This window comes from Candidatus Glomeribacter gigasporarum BEG34 (assembly GCF_000227585.1).
Lineage (GTDB): Bacteria > Pseudomonadota > Gammaproteobacteria > Burkholderiales > Burkholderiaceae > Glomeribacter > Glomeribacter gigasporarum_B.
Genome location: NZ_CAFB01000035.1, coordinates 59,366 through 77,905 on the forward strand (window position 1 = coordinate 59,366; position 18,540 = coordinate 77,905).

General features: G+C 56.3%; 18 protein-coding genes. 10 read left to right on the top strand and 8 right to left on the bottom strand.

All coding sequences use genetic code 11. From position 1 onward, the window contains the following. Entirely contained in the window at nt 1–1,389 is a 1,389-nt protein-coding gene (locus CAGGBEG34_RS01565) for an efflux transporter outer membrane subunit (RefSeq protein WP_006682145.1), read from the top strand. After that, complete coding sequence (locus CAGGBEG34_RS01570) at nt 1,313–3,088, top strand: ArnT family glycosyltransferase (protein WP_042687517.1); 1,776 nt, start codon at nt 1,313–1,315, stop codon at nt 3,086–3,088. Before CAGGBEG34_RS01565 ends, CAGGBEG34_RS01570 begins: the two co-directional genes overlap by 77 nt. Here CAGGBEG34_RS01570 and CAGGBEG34_RS01575 read toward each other — a convergent pair. From CAGGBEG34_RS01575 to CAGGBEG34_RS01590, 4 genes are all read right to left on the bottom strand, one after another. Continuing rightward, on the bottom strand, nt 3,012–3,824 hold the full coding sequence (locus tag CAGGBEG34_RS01575; RefSeq protein ID WP_006682147.1) for a metal ABC transporter permease: 813 nt from the start codon (nt 3,822–3,824) through the stop codon (nt 3,012–3,014). The two genes, CAGGBEG34_RS01570 and CAGGBEG34_RS01575, sit on opposite strands and share 77 nt — an antisense overlap. Beyond that, a complete protein-coding gene (locus CAGGBEG34_RS01580) occupies nt 3,817–4,614 on the bottom strand; it encodes a metal ABC transporter ATP-binding protein (protein WP_006682148.1) in 798 nt (265 codons plus the stop codon). The genes CAGGBEG34_RS01575 and CAGGBEG34_RS01580 overlap by 8 nt, the downstream gene beginning before the upstream one ends. Nucleotides 4,615–4,738: 124 nt before the next feature. Further along, nucleotides 4,739–5,641: a metal ABC transporter solute-binding protein, Zn/Mn family gene (locus tag CAGGBEG34_RS01585; protein ID WP_006682149.1), complete on the bottom strand. Its 903-nt coding sequence runs from the start codon at nt 5,639–5,641 to the stop codon at nt 4,739–4,741. Nucleotides 5,642–5,675: 34 nt separating this feature from the next. After that, complete coding sequence (locus CAGGBEG34_RS01590) at nt 5,676–6,686, bottom strand: ankyrin repeat domain-containing protein (RefSeq protein ID WP_203224817.1); 1,011 nt, start codon at nt 6,684–6,686, stop codon at nt 5,676–5,678. 92 nt (nt 6,687–6,778) lie between these two features. On the opposite strand from CAGGBEG34_RS01590, the gene CAGGBEG34_RS01595 reads away from it, so the two are divergent. The 6 genes from CAGGBEG34_RS01595 to CAGGBEG34_RS11555 all read left to right on the top strand — a co-directional run bounded on the left by CAGGBEG34_RS01595 (nt 6,779) and on the right by CAGGBEG34_RS11555 (nt 12,362). Further along, complete coding sequence (locus CAGGBEG34_RS01595; RefSeq protein WP_006682151.1) at nt 6,779–7,888, top strand: NAD-dependent epimerase/dehydratase family protein; 1,110 nt, start codon at nt 6,779–6,781, stop codon at nt 7,886–7,888. Between the two features lie 29 nt (nt 7,889–7,917). Next, complete coding sequence (locus CAGGBEG34_RS01600; RefSeq protein ID WP_050009273.1) at nt 7,918–8,274, top strand: major capsid protein; 357 nt, start codon at nt 7,918–7,920, stop codon at nt 8,272–8,274. A gap of 303 nt (nt 8,275–8,577) precedes the next feature. Next, entirely contained in the window at nt 8,578–8,826 is a 249-nt protein-coding gene (locus tag CAGGBEG34_RS01605; protein ID WP_006682152.1) for an AbrB/MazE/SpoVT family DNA-binding domain-containing protein, read from the top strand. Then, entirely contained in the window at nt 8,823–9,257 is a 435-nt protein-coding gene (locus CAGGBEG34_RS01610) for a putative toxin-antitoxin system toxin component, PIN family (protein WP_006682153.1), read from the top strand. Before CAGGBEG34_RS01605 ends, CAGGBEG34_RS01610 begins: the two co-directional genes overlap by 4 nt. A gap of 134 nt (nt 9,258–9,391) precedes the next feature. Beyond that, nucleotides 9,392–12,133 carry a preprotein translocase subunit SecA gene (secA, locus tag CAGGBEG34_RS01615; RefSeq protein ID WP_006682154.1) on the top strand — a complete coding sequence of 914 codons (2,742 nt, stop codon included), beginning with the start codon at nt 9,392–9,394 and terminating at the stop codon, nt 12,131–12,133. A gap of 7 nt (nt 12,134–12,140) precedes the next feature. After that, a complete protein-coding gene (locus tag CAGGBEG34_RS11555) occupies nt 12,141–12,362 on the top strand; it encodes a hypothetical protein (protein WP_050009274.1) in 222 nt (73 codons plus the stop codon). Nucleotides 12,363–12,392: 30 nt separating this feature from the next. Here the strand turns inward: CAGGBEG34_RS11555 and CAGGBEG34_RS01625 are convergent, their stop codons facing one another. Continuing rightward, nucleotides 12,393–13,316, bottom strand: a complete 924-nt coding sequence (locus CAGGBEG34_RS01625; RefSeq protein WP_102033252.1) for an N-acetylmuramoyl-L-alanine amidase — start codon at nt 13,314–13,316, stop codon at nt 12,393–12,395. On the opposite strand from CAGGBEG34_RS01625, the gene CAGGBEG34_RS01630 reads away from it, so the two are divergent. Next, nucleotides 13,273–13,806 carry an NUDIX hydrolase gene (locus CAGGBEG34_RS01630; RefSeq protein WP_042687633.1) on the top strand — a complete coding sequence of 178 codons (534 nt, stop codon included), beginning with the start codon at nt 13,273–13,275 and terminating at the stop codon, nt 13,804–13,806. The genes CAGGBEG34_RS01625 and CAGGBEG34_RS01630 overlap by 44 nt on opposite strands. 451 nt (nt 13,807–14,257) lie before the next feature. Here the strand turns inward: CAGGBEG34_RS01630 and CAGGBEG34_RS01635 are convergent, their stop codons facing one another. After that, nucleotides 14,258–15,412 (bottom strand): MFS transporter, encoded by a 1,155-nt coding sequence (locus CAGGBEG34_RS01635; protein WP_203224819.1) that lies wholly within the window; start codon nt 15,410–15,412, stop codon nt 14,258–14,260. A 374-nt stretch (nt 15,413–15,786) separates the two neighbouring features. Here CAGGBEG34_RS01635 and CAGGBEG34_RS01640 point away from each other — a divergent pair, with 374 nt between their 5' ends. Continuing rightward, complete coding sequence (locus tag CAGGBEG34_RS01640; RefSeq protein ID WP_006682158.1) at nt 15,787–16,086, top strand: H-NS histone family protein; 300 nt, start codon at nt 15,787–15,789, stop codon at nt 16,084–16,086. Here the strand turns inward: CAGGBEG34_RS01640 and CAGGBEG34_RS01645 are convergent. Both CAGGBEG34_RS01645 and gpmA read right to left on the bottom strand, forming a co-directional pair. Further along, complete coding sequence (locus tag CAGGBEG34_RS01645) at nt 16,073–17,617, bottom strand: S41 family peptidase (RefSeq protein ID WP_006682159.1); 1,545 nt, start codon at nt 17,615–17,617, stop codon at nt 16,073–16,075. The two genes, CAGGBEG34_RS01640 and CAGGBEG34_RS01645, sit on opposite strands and share 14 nt — an antisense overlap. A 207-nt stretch (nt 17,618–17,824) precedes the next feature. Then, nucleotides 17,825–18,526 (bottom strand): 2,3-diphosphoglycerate-dependent phosphoglycerate mutase, encoded by a 702-nt coding sequence (gpmA, locus tag CAGGBEG34_RS01650; RefSeq protein WP_042687636.1) that lies wholly within the window; start codon nt 18,524–18,526, stop codon nt 17,825–17,827. Nucleotides 18,527–18,540 lie beyond the last annotated feature (14 nt).

Here is an 18,540-nt window from a genome sequence, read left to right on the forward strand (position 1 = left end):
ATGCGCCTGTACGCGATTCCGGCGATTGCATTTCTGAGCGCCTGTACACTGCAGCCGCGCTATCAGCGTCCCGCAGCGCCCGTTGCTGCGCACTATCCTGCTTTTGGCGCGGCGAAACCGGAAGAAACCGGCTGGCGTGACTTTTTCGCTGACCCGCGCTTACAGGCGCTGATTGACATCGCGCTGCGCAACAACCGCGATCTGCGCATCGCGGCGCTGAAAGTCGAACAAACGCGCGCGCAGTACCAGATTGCCCGCGCTGCGTTCATCCCGGCGCTTCAAGTGCAAAGCGGCGCTGAGCGGAGCCGGATCCCAGAGAGTGTATCGCCGACCGGCCAATCGATGACGCGCGGCCAATACAGCATCGGCGCGGGCATCGCGTGGGAAATCGATTTCTTCGGCAAACTGCACAGTTTGAAGGATGCCGCGCTCGCTGCCTATCTATCGACCGCGCATGCCTGCCGCGCGGCTGAAATCGCGCTCGTCGCACAGCTCGCTAAACAATATCTGACGCTGCGCGCATTCGATGAACAGTTGAAAGTGACGCAAGACGCGCTGGCCGCAGCGCTGGAATCCGAACGTTTGGTCAAACTGCGCGTTGACGCCGGCGTTGCCAGCGCGCTCGATCTGACTGACGCTGAAAGCGCCGCAGCGCGAGCGCGCACAAACGAGCAAAACCAATTACGCGCCCGCGCCCAAGCAGAAAACGCGCTCGTCCTACTGCTTGGACAACCGCTGCCGGACAATTTGCCGCCTGCGGCAGCGTTGGACCCACAAGGGATATTAGCCGACTTGCCCGCCGGTGTGCCCTCTGATTTGCTCACGCGCCGGCCGGACATCATGGCGGCGGAAGAAATGCTGCGCGCCGCCAATGCGCAGATTGGCGCGGCGCGCGCCGCATTCTTCCCCAGCATTTCCTTAACCGGCCAATACGGAATGGCGAGCGCCGCGCTCTCCGGACTGTTCAAAGCGGGCGCATTGGCGTGGGCCTTCAGTCCCAACATTGCGCTGCCGATTTTTAGAGGCGGCGCGCATCGGGCGCAGCTCGATGCTGCGCGCGTCGGAAAAAAAATCGCGGTTGCGCAGTACGAAAAGACGATTCAAACCGCCTTTCGTGAAGTAGCGGACGCGCTCGCCGCGCGCGCGACCGATGCGCAGCACATCGCCGCGCTCGAACAGACAATCGCGGCGCAGCGGCGGCGGCTTAAACTCTCGACGCTGCGTTATCAGCACGGGATCGACGGTTACGCGCGAGTACTCGCTGCGCAAACAGACTTATATGCTGCGCGGCAAGCGTTGATTGCGGCGCATCTTGCAAGATGGGCAAATCTCGTCGATCTCTACCGCGCGCTCGGCGGCGGCTGGCGGGCGCGCCGCGCAGATGTGTAATCATCCTTGGCGTTTTGTGCGATCTGCGCTGCTGATTGCGCTGCCTATCAAGCTCATCCTGGTCTTCAGTCTGCCGATCACGGCGGACGAAGCCTATTACTTCATCTGGGGTCATTTTTTAAGCGGCGGCTACTATGATCATCCGCCTTTGATCGGCTGGCTGCTCTATCTGTTTCAGCTTCTAGGCGCGCATCCGTTGAGCGTGCGGCTGCCCGCCGTGCTGCTCACCCCCATTGTAGGTTGCGCGATCTATGCGTTTTTAAAACGGGAGGATGCCGAAAAGGCGGCGCTGGCCAGTTGCGCTTTTATCCTGTCTCCGATCAGCCTTTGGAGCGTACTGATTGCCACCGATGTCCCGCTGCTAATTTTTTCATTTCTGTCTATCGTTTGCGTGCTGCAAACGTTGCGTTCCCAAAATAATGCCTGGTGTATCGCAGGCGGTCTGTGTCTGGGCCTTGCGTTTTTGTCAAAGTACTTTGCGTGTTTGCTGGCCTTCAGTTATGGCGTCTACTTTCTGATCCTTTCCCCTGGCCGGGCTTCTTTGAAGAGACTGGCGATATTGGCCGCCGGCGCCTTGCCTTTCCTGATTCAAAACCTGTATTGGAATTACCAGCACGGCTGGCCGAATCTTCTGTTTAATCTGGTCAACCGTAATTTCTTTGTGACGGGCCTGGGTTATAAAAACCTTCTCGTCTATCTCTTGATGCTGGTGTATTTGGTGAACCCGTTTTTTTGCTGGCAGTTGATTAGAGCATTTTTCAGCGGCTTGCACGGCGCAACGATGCGCTCGCCGTATGGTCCCGCTGCGGGGTCGCCTCCATCGCTTTGCGATGGAGACCTGCTCCGCCCGCGTCGGTCCCCATACTGTCTTCGCGCTCGCTCCTTGTGCAAGCTGGCTGAAAAATGCTCTAGGTACAAAAAGAGTCTCTCACTGCGGCAGCCGGCGCTCTGTTTTCTGGGCCTTCCTTTATTATGCTTTCTGGCGCTGAGCAGCGTTAGAGAGATTGGGCTGCATTGGCCTTTGGCTTTCATACTGCCCGTTTTTATCTGGGCCGGCCTTGATCTGGATAAAGAGAAATTAAAGGGCGCGCTGCGTTTTACCGCCTGGTACGGCGGATTGCAAACGCTTGTCCTAATGCTGGCGTTCCTATTGCCGCTGAACGTGTGGCAGAAACTGCCTCTATCGTCCTCCGCCTGGCATCGCTTAGTCTATTTTTTCAAACATCGGGAGATTCACGCCTTTCTGAAGGGCGATTCACAACACACTGTATTGGCGGCGCCCAGCTACTCGGACGCCAGCCTGATGTTTAATGACCTTGGCCTCTATACTGTGGTGTTCGGAGAAGGTTCCTATCATGGAAGGCAGGATGATTTACTGACGGACTTTCGCGCTTTGAATCATCGGAATTTCCTTATTTTCTACAAGCGCAAACCCCAGCTCGAAGCGTATCAACCGTACTTTCGGAAGTCAGAACTGCACCGTTTTACACAATACGGCGCGCGCTTTTATTACGTGTCGGGAAAAGATTTTCAATACCCGCTTTATCGGGACAGGGTGCTGCGGATAATTTGCTTGTCTTATTGGAGAATCCCTTCCTGGCTGCCCGCACGGGGCAATTTTTTCAGTCTGAAGTATTTCGGAAATGAGACATGCGCATCGGGCCAGTCAACAGGCTCAAGCCATACGCAAGCGCGCTGAGCACGCTGATCCAGAAGCTGGTCGGCCAATTGCTCAGATAAGCCAATGCAATGCCGCCCCACGCGCAGGCGAGTGCGCACACCACCGCCAGGGCAATGCCAGCGCTCCAGCGGACTGTCCAGTTCTGCGCGGCGGCCGCCGGACCGGCCATTAATATAAACACCAGCAAGGCGCCGACTATTTGCGTGCACGCGGCCACGGTCAGCGCGACCAGCGCCAGAAATAGCATCGATACGCATCGCACCGGCACGCCTTTGGCCTGCGCCAGTTCAGGCTGAAGCGTGCAGAAGAGCAAAGGCCGCAGCATGAGCGCCAGCGCAATCAGCGTAAACGCGCTGAGCAACGCGAGCATCTTGAGCGTCGGTGCATCGACGCCCAGCACACTGCCGAACAGCAGCGCTGTCACCTGGACTGCCTGCGCGGAAAGCGCCATGAACAGCACGCCAACGCCCAAAGAAAGGGAGAGCACAACGCCGATGGCGACATCCCGACCGCTCAGTTTTTCATCCAACGCGCCCATCGCCAATCCCGCCGCCAGCGTAAATCCGATCAATCCCCAGAATGGCGCGATGCCGGCGAGCGTTGCGGCCATCGCGCCGGTGAAGCCGAGATGCGAGAGCGCGTGACCCGCAAATGTTTGTTGCCGCAGCGTCAGAAAAAAACCGACGCTGCCGGACACTGCCGCCACAAGACCGGCGGCGGCAAAGGCATGACGCATGAACTCATATTCAAACATGGCGATGCGCGTCCTTGCCGATTTCCGTATGATCCGCCATCACGAAAATGTGGCCGGCTACGCGCAGCACTTCGATTGCCGCGCCATACAGCCGCGACAGTACAGGGCCGGTAATGACTTCATCGACAGCGCCAAGCGCCGCCGCGCCGTTGCCGAGATAGAGCGCGCGGTCGAGCGCGGGCAGCAATGGGTTCAGCTCATGCGCGCTGAGCAGGACAGTGAGATGCCTCGATTGCTGTATGCGGCGAATCAACGCGATGATGTGTTGTTGATGCGGCGGGTCCAGGCCAATCAGAGGCTCATCGAGCAGCAAGAGCTTGGGTTCGCCGAGCAGACATTGAGCGAGCAGCAGGCGTTGCCGTTCGCCGCCGGACAATTCGCCCAGCGCGCGCCGCGCAAATGCGCCTGCATCCGTCTGTTCAAGCGCTCTATACACCGCGGCGCGCTGCTTGCGGCTCATCCACGGCCAGCCCCAGCGGCGTCCGTTCGCGGCGCTCGCCACAAAATCAAAGCCGCATAAGCGCTGGCAGGCAAGCGCGCTGCCTGTTTGCGGCACATAGGCAATGGCCGGATGACCGCGCGCAGCGGGTTGGCCAAATACTCGAATACTGCCCGAAGACGGTTGAATTAAACCCAGCAGAGCGCGTATCAGCGTCGTTTTGCCCGCGCCGTTCGGCCCTAAAGCGCCAATGAACTCCCCGGCGCGGATGGAGAGCGTGACCGCCTTGAGCACCGTGTGCCAGCCGGCTTTAAGGCTCAGATTAGAGAGCTCGATGATGTTCGGATTCACAGCCGCTTCAATATTTACAGGAGTGTCACACAGCTACGCTGGCGGCGTTGCGCCTCCTTGCCGTACTACTTTGTACTGTCTGCGTCGGCGCGCCTTGCCAGCGCGGCTGTGTGACACTCCTAATTTATGGGAACAATGCGCGTTCAAGCACATCCAACTGCCGCTGCATCCAACGCTGATATGTCATGCCCGCCGGAAGTATTTCGCTGAAGGGCGCGACCGCAACGCCGGAGGCGTGCGCAATCTTCAGCATGCGGCGCGCGTGGCCGCTGGTCGTCTGCGCGTTATCAATCAGCGCTTTGACGCGCCTCTGGCGCAAATCGTCTTCAAAAGCGGCAGTATCGGCAACGCTCGGTTCGCTGCCCTTCATGATGGCGCGCTGGAAGCGCGCATTGCGCATCCGGAGGCCAAGCGCTTGCGTCAGATAATCCGCCAGAGGTTCGGTGGCGGTAATCGGCATGCCCTTAACGCGCGCGCGCAGCGTGGCAATGCGTTGCTCAATCGGCTTTAACGAAGCAAGAAAATCTGCAAGACGCGCGTCGTATTCGCTGCTTCGAACAGAATCAACGCGCGCCAGAACCGCATGCGCGGCGCGCGCCAGCGCGGACATCGCGTTTGGCAGCATCCAGAAATGCGGATTATCGCCCGTTTTTTTACCCGCCAATTGCGCAATTTCAATCTGCGCGCGCCGCGGCGACCTGGACGCGGCGAGCAGTTGAGACATCCACGGGTCATAACCCGCGCCGTTGTACACAACGAGTTGCGCATGAGCAACGCGCCGCGCAACACTGGCATCCGCCTCGAATAGATGCGGGTCCTGGTTCGGCTGTCCCAGAATGCTAAATACTTCCACCGCATCGCCGCCGATCTGTGCTAACACATCCCCATAGACTTTTTCAGCGCAGACAATCTGCACGCGCGCCCCCGTTTGCGCGCGACGGGTCAGGCGCTGCGCGGATGCGCACAGCGCCGCGCTCATGCACAGTATCGCCAGCAGAACAGCCCGGAGCGCACGCTTGTTGTTCATATTCGTAGGCATTTCGTATTGCCCGTACCGCCGCTCAGACCAGGTTTGAGATCGATATCATGAGCAGTTCCGCGCCTTTATCCTGCAGAAACTGGCTTGCATCCTGACTAAAAGCCGCAAAGTTGAGCGGAGTGTATCCCTGATGGTCGCGACTATGGATCGCATCCAGTCCGCCCGTGTTGAACAGGATTTCGAGGGCATCCGTACGTCCGGCTGAAGCGGCGGTGTGCGCCGGAATCTGGCCCAGATCGCTTTTCCAGTACACATCCGCGCCGTAATTGACCAGATCCTGGACGGTCTGCGTTAATTTCCCGTCTTGAGATGCATAGTGCAATGGAATCCTTCCGGATGGATCGGGATAATTCACAAAAAACGGACCGCTCCGGGCCATTCTGTTCGCCACATCCGCTGCACGCTTGGCTTCAGCGCAGTCTTCCGGCTTTTTGCTCTCGGACATCCGGTGCTGACGTTCGATCAGCGCCACAATGCCATCGGAAATATCCGCATCCGAAATTTGGGCGAAGGCATCGAGGGCCTCCGGAGTTGGCGCTCTCAGAAGCGCCAGAACGCCGCCTTTAGCGTATAGATGATTGATTTTGGTCCAGCTTAATTCCCCGTTGCGTTCGAGATATTCGATTTCCTGCTCAAAACCCGCCTCCTTTAATTCCGCACGCATCTGCTCTACTGAAAGTTCAGTAGGCGCGCTTTCCAGCACCTGATCAGCGATTGCGTCGATTTCCTTCTGTAAGAGCGTGCTTGGCAACAGTTGCGACTGCAGAGGCTTGAGCAGATTCTTCAGACTCTGCTTTTCCTGCGCATGGCTGCGCGCTTCTTCCTGCCGGAAACCTTCAAGCAAACGCCGGAAGATAAAAGCGTTGCCTCGCAGATTGCCCAGTTTTTCAGGCGGCACTGCCTCTGCCAGTCTGCGCAACCAGGGCGAAGCGGATTCTCTAAGCGCGGCATGCTCAAGCAGAGGTTTGGTCTGTCTGGCAAATTGCCTGTCCACGAGCGAGCAGCGAGATAAATCGCGTGTGCTGGACGACACATTGCGTAAAATTGGCTCTAATATTTCCGGGATATATATGAAGCTCATCTGTCTGTCGCTTCCTGTCTTCAAGCAAAAAATAAAATTGTAGAATGAATATTCTGGTCACTGGCGCGAACGGCTTTATCGGCAGGGCGGTATGCCAAACGCTGAGCGCGGCGGGGCATACCGTATTCGCGCTGGTCCGGTCCTCTAGAGCATTTTTCAGCGGCTTGCCCTGTGTCGCTTCGCGCTCGCCGTATTGTTCATACTGTCTTCGCGCTCGCTCCTTGTGCAATCTCACTGAAAAATGCTCTAGCGCCGCGCCGGTTCAGCGCGAGGCGCGCATCGCCTACATTCATGCGCAGACAGACTTTGTGGATATTGAGGACGCGATCATGCCGCGCGTTCGCGTCGCCCCGCTGGAGACTGTTGTACATCTTGCGGCGCGCGTCCATGAAACGTCTGAAAATACGCCCCGGTTCCGCGCCGCCTGCCACGAAACCAATGTGGCGGGTACGCTGCGCGTCGCAGCCGCCGCCGCGCGCGCCGGCGCCAGGCGCTTTATTTTCGTGAGCAGCATCAAAGCGCTTGGGGAAATCGAACCGGGCCGGCCCTGGCGTGAAGACGATTCACCCGCGCCTTCCGATCCTTATGGGCATTCCAAATATGCGGCGGAAGTCGCGCTGCGCGCTGCTTGCCAGCGCACCGGACTGGAAATGGTCATTGTGCGTCCGCCATTGGTCTACGGGCCGGAGGTGCGCGCAAATTTTTTGAAATGGATGCGCGCAATTGCGCGCGGCTGGCCGTTGCCGCTGGCGCAACTGCGCGCCCCGCGCAGTTTCATCTATCTTGAAAATCTGGCCAATGCGCTTGCGGTCTGCGCAACGCATCCCGCCGCCGCAGGCCGGACTTTTCATGTCAGCGATGGGCGGGATATATCCGTTGCGGAGCTTTCAATCGCGCTCGGCGAAGCGCTCGGTGCGCCCGCCCATTTGTGGCGATGTCCAGTCGCCCTGTTCTCGGCGCTTGGCCGCATCACAGGGCGCGGCGCGCAAATCAACCGTCTGATTCAACCTCTAAGACTGGATATTGAGCGCGCCCGCACTGTACTGGGCTGGTCGCCGCCGTATTCGCCGCATCAGGGATTGCAGCAGACGGCCGCTTGGTATAGGCGTTTTGAGCAGCCGCGCGGGTCGGCGCAGCGTCCCTTGCCGTACTAGTATATAAACAGGCGGGGCTGATCTTTCCGTTGCTCAATTCAGCGGGCAATACGGCCAATCCAGGGGCGGAGATTGAGTGCGGCGCGGTGCACAAGGGCCGCTGGGGGCAATACAACCTGTGGCTGTACAACGACTGGTTTGTCGATGAGGCCAACGTGGAGCAGCCGATGCTGCCCGACGGCGTGGTGCTGATGACCGGGCCTGATTTGATGGGGACGCGCGCCTATGGCCAGATACTCGACCCCGCGTTCAATTATCAATCACTGCCGTATGCGCCGAAAACGTGGCTGAACGAAGACCCGCCGCAGCGCTATCTGATGATGCAGTCCTCGCCGATTGTGATTCCAAGCCGCGTGAACGCGGCGCTGGCCGCGACGGTGATCTGAGATGTCTATCAACTGGGATGAGGCGGTGATCGCGCCAGTAATGGTATAGCCAAGCGCATTTCATCTGATACGGCGGCTTCAAAGCTCGCCGTATGGTCCCGCTGCGGGGTCGCCTCCATCGCTGTGCGATGGAGACCTGCTCCGCCCGCATCGGTCCCCATACTGTCTTCGCGGTTGCTTCCTTGTCTCAAATTAAATGCGCTTGGCTATAGAACAGGAATCGCAGGCATGACTTGGCTTGATATTTTATTGTCTGTTCGATAATGTAAGGAATTCTTACTTTATAAATTTAAGGAAAACCAGATGCTCACCAAAATGACGGCGAAAAATCAGTTGACGCTGCCTAAGCGCGTCACTACTGCGGTCGGTGCAACAGAATATTTCGACATTGAAGTCCGCAATGGACAAATCATCTTGACGCCGGTGCGTATCCAGCGCGGTGACGCGGTGCGCGCTAAATTGGCAGAATTGAACCTGCAAGAACAAGACATAGCAGATGCGGTTGCATGGGCGCGTCAAGCCCCAGCTTCTGAGCCTCTACGCAGAAAATGAGCTGCGCCCGCCGACTGCCTCGCGCGGTCATCGATACCAATCTTGTTCTTTCTGCACTTGTATTTGCGCAAGGCCGGCTGACTCCATTACGTCAGGCTTGGCAGTATGGTCGATGCCGTCCACTTGTATCAAAAGCTACCGTTGCAGAACTGATGCGCGTATTTGCCTATCCAAAATTTAAACTGACTTCCGCTGAACAGCAAGAACTGCTTTCTGACTATCTGCCTTGGTGCACAACCGTGCACGTATCCGATGTACCGTTTGAAATGCCTTTATGTCGTGACCCTTTTGATCTGCCCTTTCTGCAGCTCGCAACGGCTGGCAAAGCCGACTATCTTGTAACGGGCGACGCAGACTTACTTTGCCTCTCTGATCAATTTGTGCCTCCCATCATCACGGCTGACGACTTCATGAAAATGCTCGACGGATGAATTTGTACGGCTGACAATCGCCGCGCGAACAGCGGCGCATTCAGCCAACGCACGCTGATCATCGATGCGCATGATAAACTGCGTCCCTTTAAATTCCGTATTCTTCCGTATTCTGGAAAAATTCTCAACTGCGCATGATCGGACTTCTTCAAAAGATTTTTGGCAGCCGCAACCAGCGGCTGCTTAAGCGCTATCAAAAGACCGTTGCGGTGATCAATGCGCTTGAGCCAGAATTTCAAGCGCTGTCAGACGAAGCATTGCGCGCCAAAACAGAGGCGTTCCGGCAGCGCGCGTCCAATGGAGAAGCGCTTGACGCGCTATTGCCCGAAGCGTTTGCGGCCTGCCGGGAAGCCAGCCGGCGCGCGCTGAAAATGCGCCATTTCGATGTGCAACTGATTGGCGGCATGGCGCTGCACGAAGGCAAAATCGCCGAGATGCGCACCGGCGAAGGCAAAACGCTGGTCGCAACGCTCGCGGCTTATTTGAACGCGCTCTCCGGTCAGGGCGTGCATATCGTGACAGTGAACGATTATCTTGCGCAGCGCGATGCCGAATGGATGGGGCGCCTGTATCAGTTTCTCGGTTTATCGGTCGGACTGAATCTGGCGCAGATGGACGCGCAGCGCAAACAGCAGGCGTTTGCGGCGGATATTGCCTACGGCACGAATAATGAGTTTGGCTTTGATTATCTGCGTGACAATATGGTGCATGAAACGGGCGCGCGCGTGGGGCGCGGGCTGCACTTTGCGATTGTCGATGAAGTTGATTCGATTCTGATCGATGAGGCGCGCACGCCGCTGATTATTTCCGGGCAGGCGGAAGATCATACTGATCTGTATGTGAAGATGAACGCGCTGCCGCCGCTGCTCAAACGGCAAATCGGTGAAGAAAAGGCGGACGGCAGCGGCGTTGAAGTGCCGGGCGATTACACCCTCGATGAAAAAGCGCGCCAGGTCTTTCTGACCGAGAGCGGCCATGAAAAAGCAGAAAAGCTGCTGGCCCAATGGGGCCTGCTCAATGCCGGAGAAAGCCTGTACGCAGCGCACAATATCACGCTGATGCATCATGTATACGCCGCGCTGCGCGCGCATACCCTCTTTTTCCGCGATCAGCACTATGTCGTGCAGAACGGCGAAGTCATGATTGTCGATGAATTCACCGGGCGGCTGATGATCGGACGCCGCTGGTCAGAGGGTCTGCATCAGGCGGTTGAGGCCAAGGAAAAAGTCCGCATCCAGCCGGAGAACCAGACGCTCGCGTCGATTACCTTCCAGAATTATTTTCGCATGTACTCAAAGCTGGCCGGGATGACCGGCACGGCGGATACGGAAGCGTATGAATTTCAGCAAACCTATGGACTGGAAACGGTCATTATCCCGACTCACCGGCCCAACCGGCGCATTGATCGGCAAGATCAAATCTACAAAAGCGCGAGCGAGCGCGACGCGGCCGTCATTCGGGATATCCGGGCGTGTTATGAACGCGGCCAGCCGGCGCTGGTCGGCACCACCTCGATTGAAAATTCAGAACATCTCTCTGCACTGCTGAACGCCGAGCGGCTGCCGCATCAGGTGCTTAATGCCAAACAGCACGCGCGCGAGGCGGAGATCATCGCGCAGGCGGGATGCCCTGGAAAAATCACCATTGCAACCAATATGGCCGGTCGCGGCACGGATATTGTGCTGGGCGGCAATGTGGAAAAACAGGCGAGCCTGATTGAAAACGACGAAAGCCTGTCTGTGGAAGAGAAAACGCGCCGGATCGCGCAACTGCATTCGGAATGGCAAGCATTGCACGACCAGGTCGTTGCCGCCGGCGGTTTGCATATCGTCGGCACCGAGCGGCACGAATCTCGCCGAATCGACAATCAACTGCGCGGGCGCGCAGGCCGTCAGGGCGATCCAGGCTCTTCGCGCTTTTATCTGTCGCTCGAAGACCCGCTGCTGCGCATTTTTGCGGGCGAGCGCGTGCGCGCGATGATGGAGCGGCTCAAAATGCCGGACGGCGAGGCGATTGAGGCGGGCATCGTCACGCGCTCGATTGAATCGGCGCAACGGCGCGTTGAAGCGCACAATTTTGATATGCGCAAACAGTTGCTCGAATATGATGATGTAGCGAATGACCAGCGCCGCGTCATTTATCAGCAACGTAACGAATTGCTTGAAGCGGGCGAAATTTCGGACACGATTGCCGCGATACGCGAAGATGTATTGAGCGAGCGGGTGCGCGCCTTTGTACCGCCTCAGAGCATTGAGGAAGAATGGAATCTGTCCGGTCTTGAGCAGGCGCTGCGCGATGACTGGCATCTGGAACTGAATCTTGCACAGCGGATTCATGAGGCCGATCTGCATGGCGCCGAACGCATTGAACAGGCAGCGCTCAGCGCGGCGGAGCAGGCCTATCAGGCGAAAGTGGCGTTGCTTGGGCGCGAACACTTTAACAGCTTCGAGCGTTCAGTGATGCTGCAAATACTGGATGCGCGCTGGCGCGAACATCTGGCGGCGCTTGATCATTTGCGTCAGGGCATTCATCTGCGCGGCTATGCGCAAAAGAATCCCAAACAGGAATATAAACGCGAGGCTTTTAATCTGTTTGAACAATTGCTCTCCGAGATCAAATTTGAGGTCACACGGCTATTGCTCACTGTCAAAATTCATACGCCAAACGATATCGATCAGTTTGAGCAACACGCCTCTGCGCCGGAAAATCTTCACTTCCAGCATGCGGCGCAGGACAGCGCCTTTGCCTTTGGCATCCGTGACCAGGAAGCGGTCGAATTCCCCAAGCCATCTGACAATGTCCCCAGAGTCAGCCGCAACGCGCCGTGCCCCTGCGGCAGCGGCAAAAAGTATAAGCACTGTCACGGCAAACTATAACGCGTGCGTGAATTCAAGCGAGCGCGTTGGCAAAGTGAATCTGAGGGAGCTGGCGACAAAGGAAGACCTGCGCGCGACAAAGGAAGAGTTGCGGTGGGAAATTGGCGGCCTGCGCAATGATATGGAGATCAAATTTGCAAAAGTCGATGGCGAACTCAAACTCCTGAAGTGGATACTCGGCTTTATTGCCGCTGGCGTTGCCTCTCTGGTGCTTAAAGCCTTTTTCTGATACATGCTCATTGCCCTTGAAAACAGGGCATCAGGATGTAATATTCAGCTCCGGCCTTTGCGCGTTCCGATATTTCTCCAGCAAGGCATCCAGAATCGCAGCCGTTTCGATATCCAGCGCGCCATCGTAGCGCGCGGGCCGGAAATGTATCTGGAACGCGGCGACGACCTTTTGCATCGCTTCATTGAAGCGGCCATCCTGCGCGGCTTCATAACCATAAGCGGCCAGTTTGCCCTGTAGCGCGCGAATATCGTCAGAATAGGGGAAATGGCGCGTATAAAACGCGACCGTGTCTTCATCCGGCCATGCGCCCACGCCAAACTCCCGGTATAAACGTTCCCATGAAAACAAAGGGCCGGGATCAATTTTGCGCTGCGGCGCAATATCCGAATGACCCACAACCCTATGCGGCGCGATCTGATATCGGGCGGCGATCTCCCGCGCAAGCGCGCCTACCGCCTGAAACTGTGCTTCTGGATAAGGAATCCACCGCCGCGCCATTAAAGGCAGACCTTGATCTTCGTGCGCAAAACCCAGGTTGGCCATTTCTATCCCGACCGAACTGGCGTTGAGCAGCCGCGCGCCCTGCCAGAAACTCACGCCGGCGTGATAGGCGCATCCATGCTCCGGAACCAGTTGGTAGACGGGAAAGGGCTGACTCATTTCCGCTGCCTGTTCAGGAATCAAATAGTGCGCACTCACGCCATGCGCTTTCTTTGTGAGCAGCTCCAGCGCTCTTTCAAAAGAATTTTCAGTGTAATGCAAGACAAGTATCTGAACGCGAGCGTCCTGATTTTCTGACACAAATGATGAATCAATACGATAAGACATGGTTTCTTGGAACCTGTTGAATGCGTTGTGAATGCTACACTCGATGGTGCAAAAACTGAGTGATCTAGCGCGATTCTTGATGAAATTCTGTTCCGCCTGCGGCCATGCCGTCATCCTGCGCATCCCTGCCGGAGATCAGCGGGCGCGGTTTGTCTGTACGCACTGCCACGCGATTCACTATCAAAATCCCCGCAATGTGGTCGGTGCCCTGCCTGTCTGGGGCGATCAAGTATTGCTATGCCGGCGCGCGATTGAACCGCGCTACGGTTTCTGGACGCTGCCGGCGGGTTTTATGGAATTAGGCGAAACCACTGCGCAGGCAGCGCGGCGCGAAACGCTCGAAGAAGCGGGCGCGCGGGTTGAGCTTTTGCCGCTGTTCTCTTTGTTGAATGTGGTGCGCGCGCATCAGGTGCATTTATTTTATCGCGCACGGCTTATTGATCTGGATGTGCGCGCTGGCGATGAAAGTCTTGAAGTCCGATTATTTAAAGAAGCGCAGATTCCCTGGGAGCAAATCGCTTTCCGAACCGTCGACCAAACGCTGCGCTTCTTTTTTGCAGACCGCCAGGATGGCCGCTTTGGTTTGCATACGGCGGATATTGAATCTGGATAGCTAGAATGGAAAAAGCGCATAGAGAGGGAACTCTATACGCTATAACATTAAGATATTCTTCTACGCTCAATCCACGATCAGCATAATCAATTTTCACCGCATTCTTATGGAATGGAATACCTTCATATTTTTTATCTGAATCATTATTTACTGTTTCCAAAGCTGATCGATCACTATTTTCTGCTTCATTTTTCGGTTTTACAGGCTCTGCTCTTACAACAGAATGGAGCGTTTTATTTATCTCTGAGATAATTTGAGATATTTGCATGTTAGAAACTGGAAAAAACATAAAAAAACCTATGAATCAAATAAGATTAAAAAATACTTTACGCTGCATGCGTAAGTCCGTATTTGATCATTCATTGATTCGCCAGGAACATTCAAATAAACGCCATTGACACTGCGAACAAGGATTCAAAATAATATCTTTCCGGTAGAATGCGGAACTCCGTTATTCGTTCCCCGACGCTTGCCCGCGCAGCGCGCGCGGGCCGAAGCCCGCAATCAGCGCCGCGCAAATGGCCACCAGAGACAAGCCGACCGGCAAGGTGGCGATATGTGCAATCACGCCAATCAGCACGGGCCCCAACAAAAATCCAACATAGCCCATACCAGCCACGCGCGCGATGCTTTCAGCGGCATGCGCGCCCTGGACGCGCGCGGCTGCGGCAAACATCACGGGCACGAGATTGGCCAGGCCCAGCCCGGTCAGCATAAACCCCGCCAATGCGGCCCAGGGTGTTTGCCAGACCAGGGCGATGCTCATCCCGATGCACGCGAGCACGCCACTGAGCTGCACGCATTTCTGATTGCCGAGGCGCGCGCGAATGGGATCCCCAAAGAAACGTCCGAGTGCCATTCCGGCGGAGAAGACCGCATAGGCCGCCCCGGCCACTCCATATTGGGTATGCAATGAGTCGCGCATATACACTGTGGTCCAGTCATACAGCGCGCCCTCGGCAATAAAAGCGACGCATGCAAGACTGCCGAGCAGCCATAGCCCTCGCCATGAGCCGCGCGGCTGAGCGGCCGCGCGAGTATCGGCGGGCGGCAACAGCGCGGGCCGGGCGATCAGCGCAACGATCGCGCCAATCGCAGACACAAGCAGCAGATGGCGCAAGGGCGTCATTCCAGCGCTCAGCGCGAGACCGCCGAGCGCTGCGCCCGTTGCGCCGCCGATGCTGAAAACGCCGTGCATCATGGACATGATCGGCCTGCGGAGCGCGATTTCGACCGAGGCTGCTTCTGCATTCACGGCAACGTCCATCACTCCGGTGCTGATGCCGAACAGCACGAGCAGCGGCAGCAATAAAGCAAACCAGGGAATCCATACAAGCAGCGCAAGACAGGCGCACACGAACAACCCGCCCGCGGTACACGCCGTGCGCCCCCCAGCGCGCGCAACCCAGACGCCGATATGCGTGATGATGCTTATAGGGCCGGCGGCCACCATGAATAACGCAACAGCTAACATGATGTCGCTCAACGCGAACTTTTCTTTAATCGTGGGCACATGCAGCCCCCAGGAGGCATAGAGCGCGCCGCTGATAAAAAAAAGCGCCATCGTGCCCAAGCGGGCGCGTAGAAGCGTGTTGGTCTGCATCATCATTCTCCAGAATGAGCGCATTTTTCAGCAGACTGCACGGCGCAGCGATGCGCTCGCGAAAGTAGCAATCTCGCTGAAAAATGCTCTAGCGCTTGCCTGATACAAGCATTAAAGAATAAACCTTATTACTTTTAAGATAATTCTTTATAAAGAGACATTGAATTAATGTAAAAAATCTTCAGAATAGTCGGGGATTACTGTTTGTATAAAAATTCTGATTAGGCCATCAGTCATCGAATTGGTAAAAATTTGTTTCATTCAATTCAAGAAACAGGAAGACCCTTGTATTATTTAGAAATTCAGAGCCTTTGCCAGCGGCTTGCGCTGGATAAAAGGCGCGTCGTTTGAATATTGATTTTTCCAAAGGAACCGAAATGTCCTCATATCAAGAATTAATCTCTCAACGCGAGAAACTGGATCAGCAGATCGAGACAGCCAAGGCAGCGGAGTTTGACGCGGTTGTAAACGATATTAAAAGAAAAATGCAGATCTATGGAATTACATGCGCCGATCTTGGCATTCAGCTTGGCAAAAGCAATAAGTTACGTCCTCGCGTGCGCGTTGAACCCAAATATTACAATCCGGCGAATCCGGAAGAAAAATGGTCGGGCCGCGGAAAAGAGCCCAAATGGATTGCTGGCAGGAACCGCACGCCCTTCCTTATTCGGAAGTAAACGGCTCTGAACGCGGGGCCGATTGGCCCGACCGGGCAGTTGCAGAAGCGCGTTCAAGTAGGGATTTGGAAGTCTGGACCGGCTCGCCCTTCAAATAATGCAAGGCTTGCTGGACCATAAAATCGTCCTCGCTGCCGAATAGGGGCGGCGTACGCTGCCGGTCTTTTTCGCGCTGCTCAGGCGTTTTCTTCGCATTCTGCTCCTCAAGCAGCCGGATTTGCTCCAGGCGCCTTTGTTCGCGCGCTTCTTTTTCTTCACCTGGCTCCTGTGTATTCGCGAGATGATTTGAATAATCCGCTTCGCGCGTAATATACACCTCGTCCGGATCTCCATCCGGATATTGATCGACCGGCAGATCGGGGTGTATCCCTTTATTCTGGATCGAGCGTCCGCTGGGCGTGTAGTAATACGCTACCGTCAAACGCAGACCGGTATCGGCGGTCAGAGGACGGACTGTTTGCACCGAGCCTTTGCCAAAGGTGGTTTTACCCATGATCTGCGCCCGCTGATGATCCTGCAAAGCGCCCGCGACAATTTCGGAAGCGGAGGCGGAATAGGCATTTGTCAATACCACCAATGGCACGGTTTTGAAAACCGGCGACAGATTCCTGAGCGGGTCCGCGCTCAACGACGGTAAGCGATAGTCCGCCAGGGCGCTGCGATACATTTTTCTTGCCCCCGGTTCCTGGCCGTTGGTTGACACAATCAGCGCATCGCGCGGCACAAATGCGGCGGTCACGCCCACCGCGCCTTGCAATAAACCGCCGCCGTTGCTGCGCAAATCAAGAATCAGCCCTTTCAAATGAGGCGTGCGCCGCGCAATTTCATTTAATTTCTCTGCGAGAGAGGCAACGGTATCTTCCTGAAAACTGGTAATGCGCACCCATGCATAAGCGGGCTGAATCAGCTTGGTTTTCACGCTCTGCACATGTACCTCAGCGCGCGTAAGCGTCAGTGAAAAGGTACGATTGGCGGCTTTCCTGAAAATGGTCAGCCTAACCTTCGTCCCGGCTTTGCCGCGCATCTTCTGGACGGCCCGATTCAACGTCATATTGCGCACGGCCTTGTCGTCGATGCGCATAATCAGATCGCCGGGCTGAATACCGGCGCGAAACGCGGGCGTATCTTCGATCGGCGCAATCACTTTGACCCAGCCGTCTTCCTGGGAAATCTCAATGCCCAGTCCGGCAAAGCGGCCGGAGGTCTGTTCCTGCAATTCCTGATATTCCTTGGAATCGAGATAGGAAGAATGCGGGTCAAGACTCGATACCATCCCTTTAACGGCTGCGGTCAACAATTGCTTGTCATCCACAGGTTGCACATAACTCTGCTTAACCTGCCCGAACACTTCCGCGAGCAAGCGCAATTCCTCAAGCGGCAACGGCCCTGGCTGGCGAAGCTGGGTGGATTTCTGGGCAGCGCGATCAGCCGGGCCTTGCGCATTGGTTTGGGTGGCAAACTGTACCCCTGCCAATATGCCGGCCGCCAGACCGATGGCAATCAGACCCGTATTTTTAAAATATTTGAGCATGAAACAAGCTATTCAGATTCTTTTGCTTCAAGGAGCAGCCGCTTGGCTAGACACGGAATTGTAACTGCTTTGGCAGAAGAGGAACGGAGTTTCGCACAGCCACGCTGGCGGCGTTGCGCCTCCTTGCCGTACTACTTGTACTGTCTGCGTCGGCGCGCCTTGCCAGCGCGGCTGTGCGAAACTCCTGAGGAATATGGGAAATACGGATTATCCATGTACAGGAGCCAAACAGGTATGTGTGCGTGGCTTGAGCGGCGCATCAAATGTATAACCGAGCGGGATGCTGTTGGGAATATTCAGGTGGACAATATCTTGCGCAGAAACATGCTCAAGATATTGCATCAGGGCGCGCAAGGAATTTCCGTGCGCAACCATCAAAATGCGTTTGCCCGCTTTGAGCGCGGGCGCAATGGATTCATTCCAGAGCGGCACAACGCGCGCAACCGTATCTTGTAAAGATTCCGTGAGCGGCCTCTGTGCAGGGGACAGTTTTGCATAGCGCGGATCATCGTAAAGGGCGCGCGCGCGGGCGCGCTCCAGCGCGGGCGGCGGGCAATCGTAGCTGCGCCGCCACTGCAACACCTGTGCAGCGCCGTAACGCGCGGTCGTCTCATCCTTATTCAGGCCGGTGAGCGCGCCATAGTGACGCTCGTTCAACCGCCAGCTATGAATGACCGGTATATACATCTGCGCCAGTTCGTCCTGGATATGCCAGAGCGTGCGGATCGCGCGCTTGAGTACAGAGGTATACGCAATATCAAAATGGTAGCCAAGCGCCTTTAGCAACTGCCCGGCGCGGCGCGCTTCAAGAATGCCTTGTTCAGTCAGATCAATATCGACCCAGCCCGTGAAACGGTTTTCCTGATTCCAGAGCGATTGACCATGACGGACAAGGACAAGCGGGTACAACATTGACTCCTCCA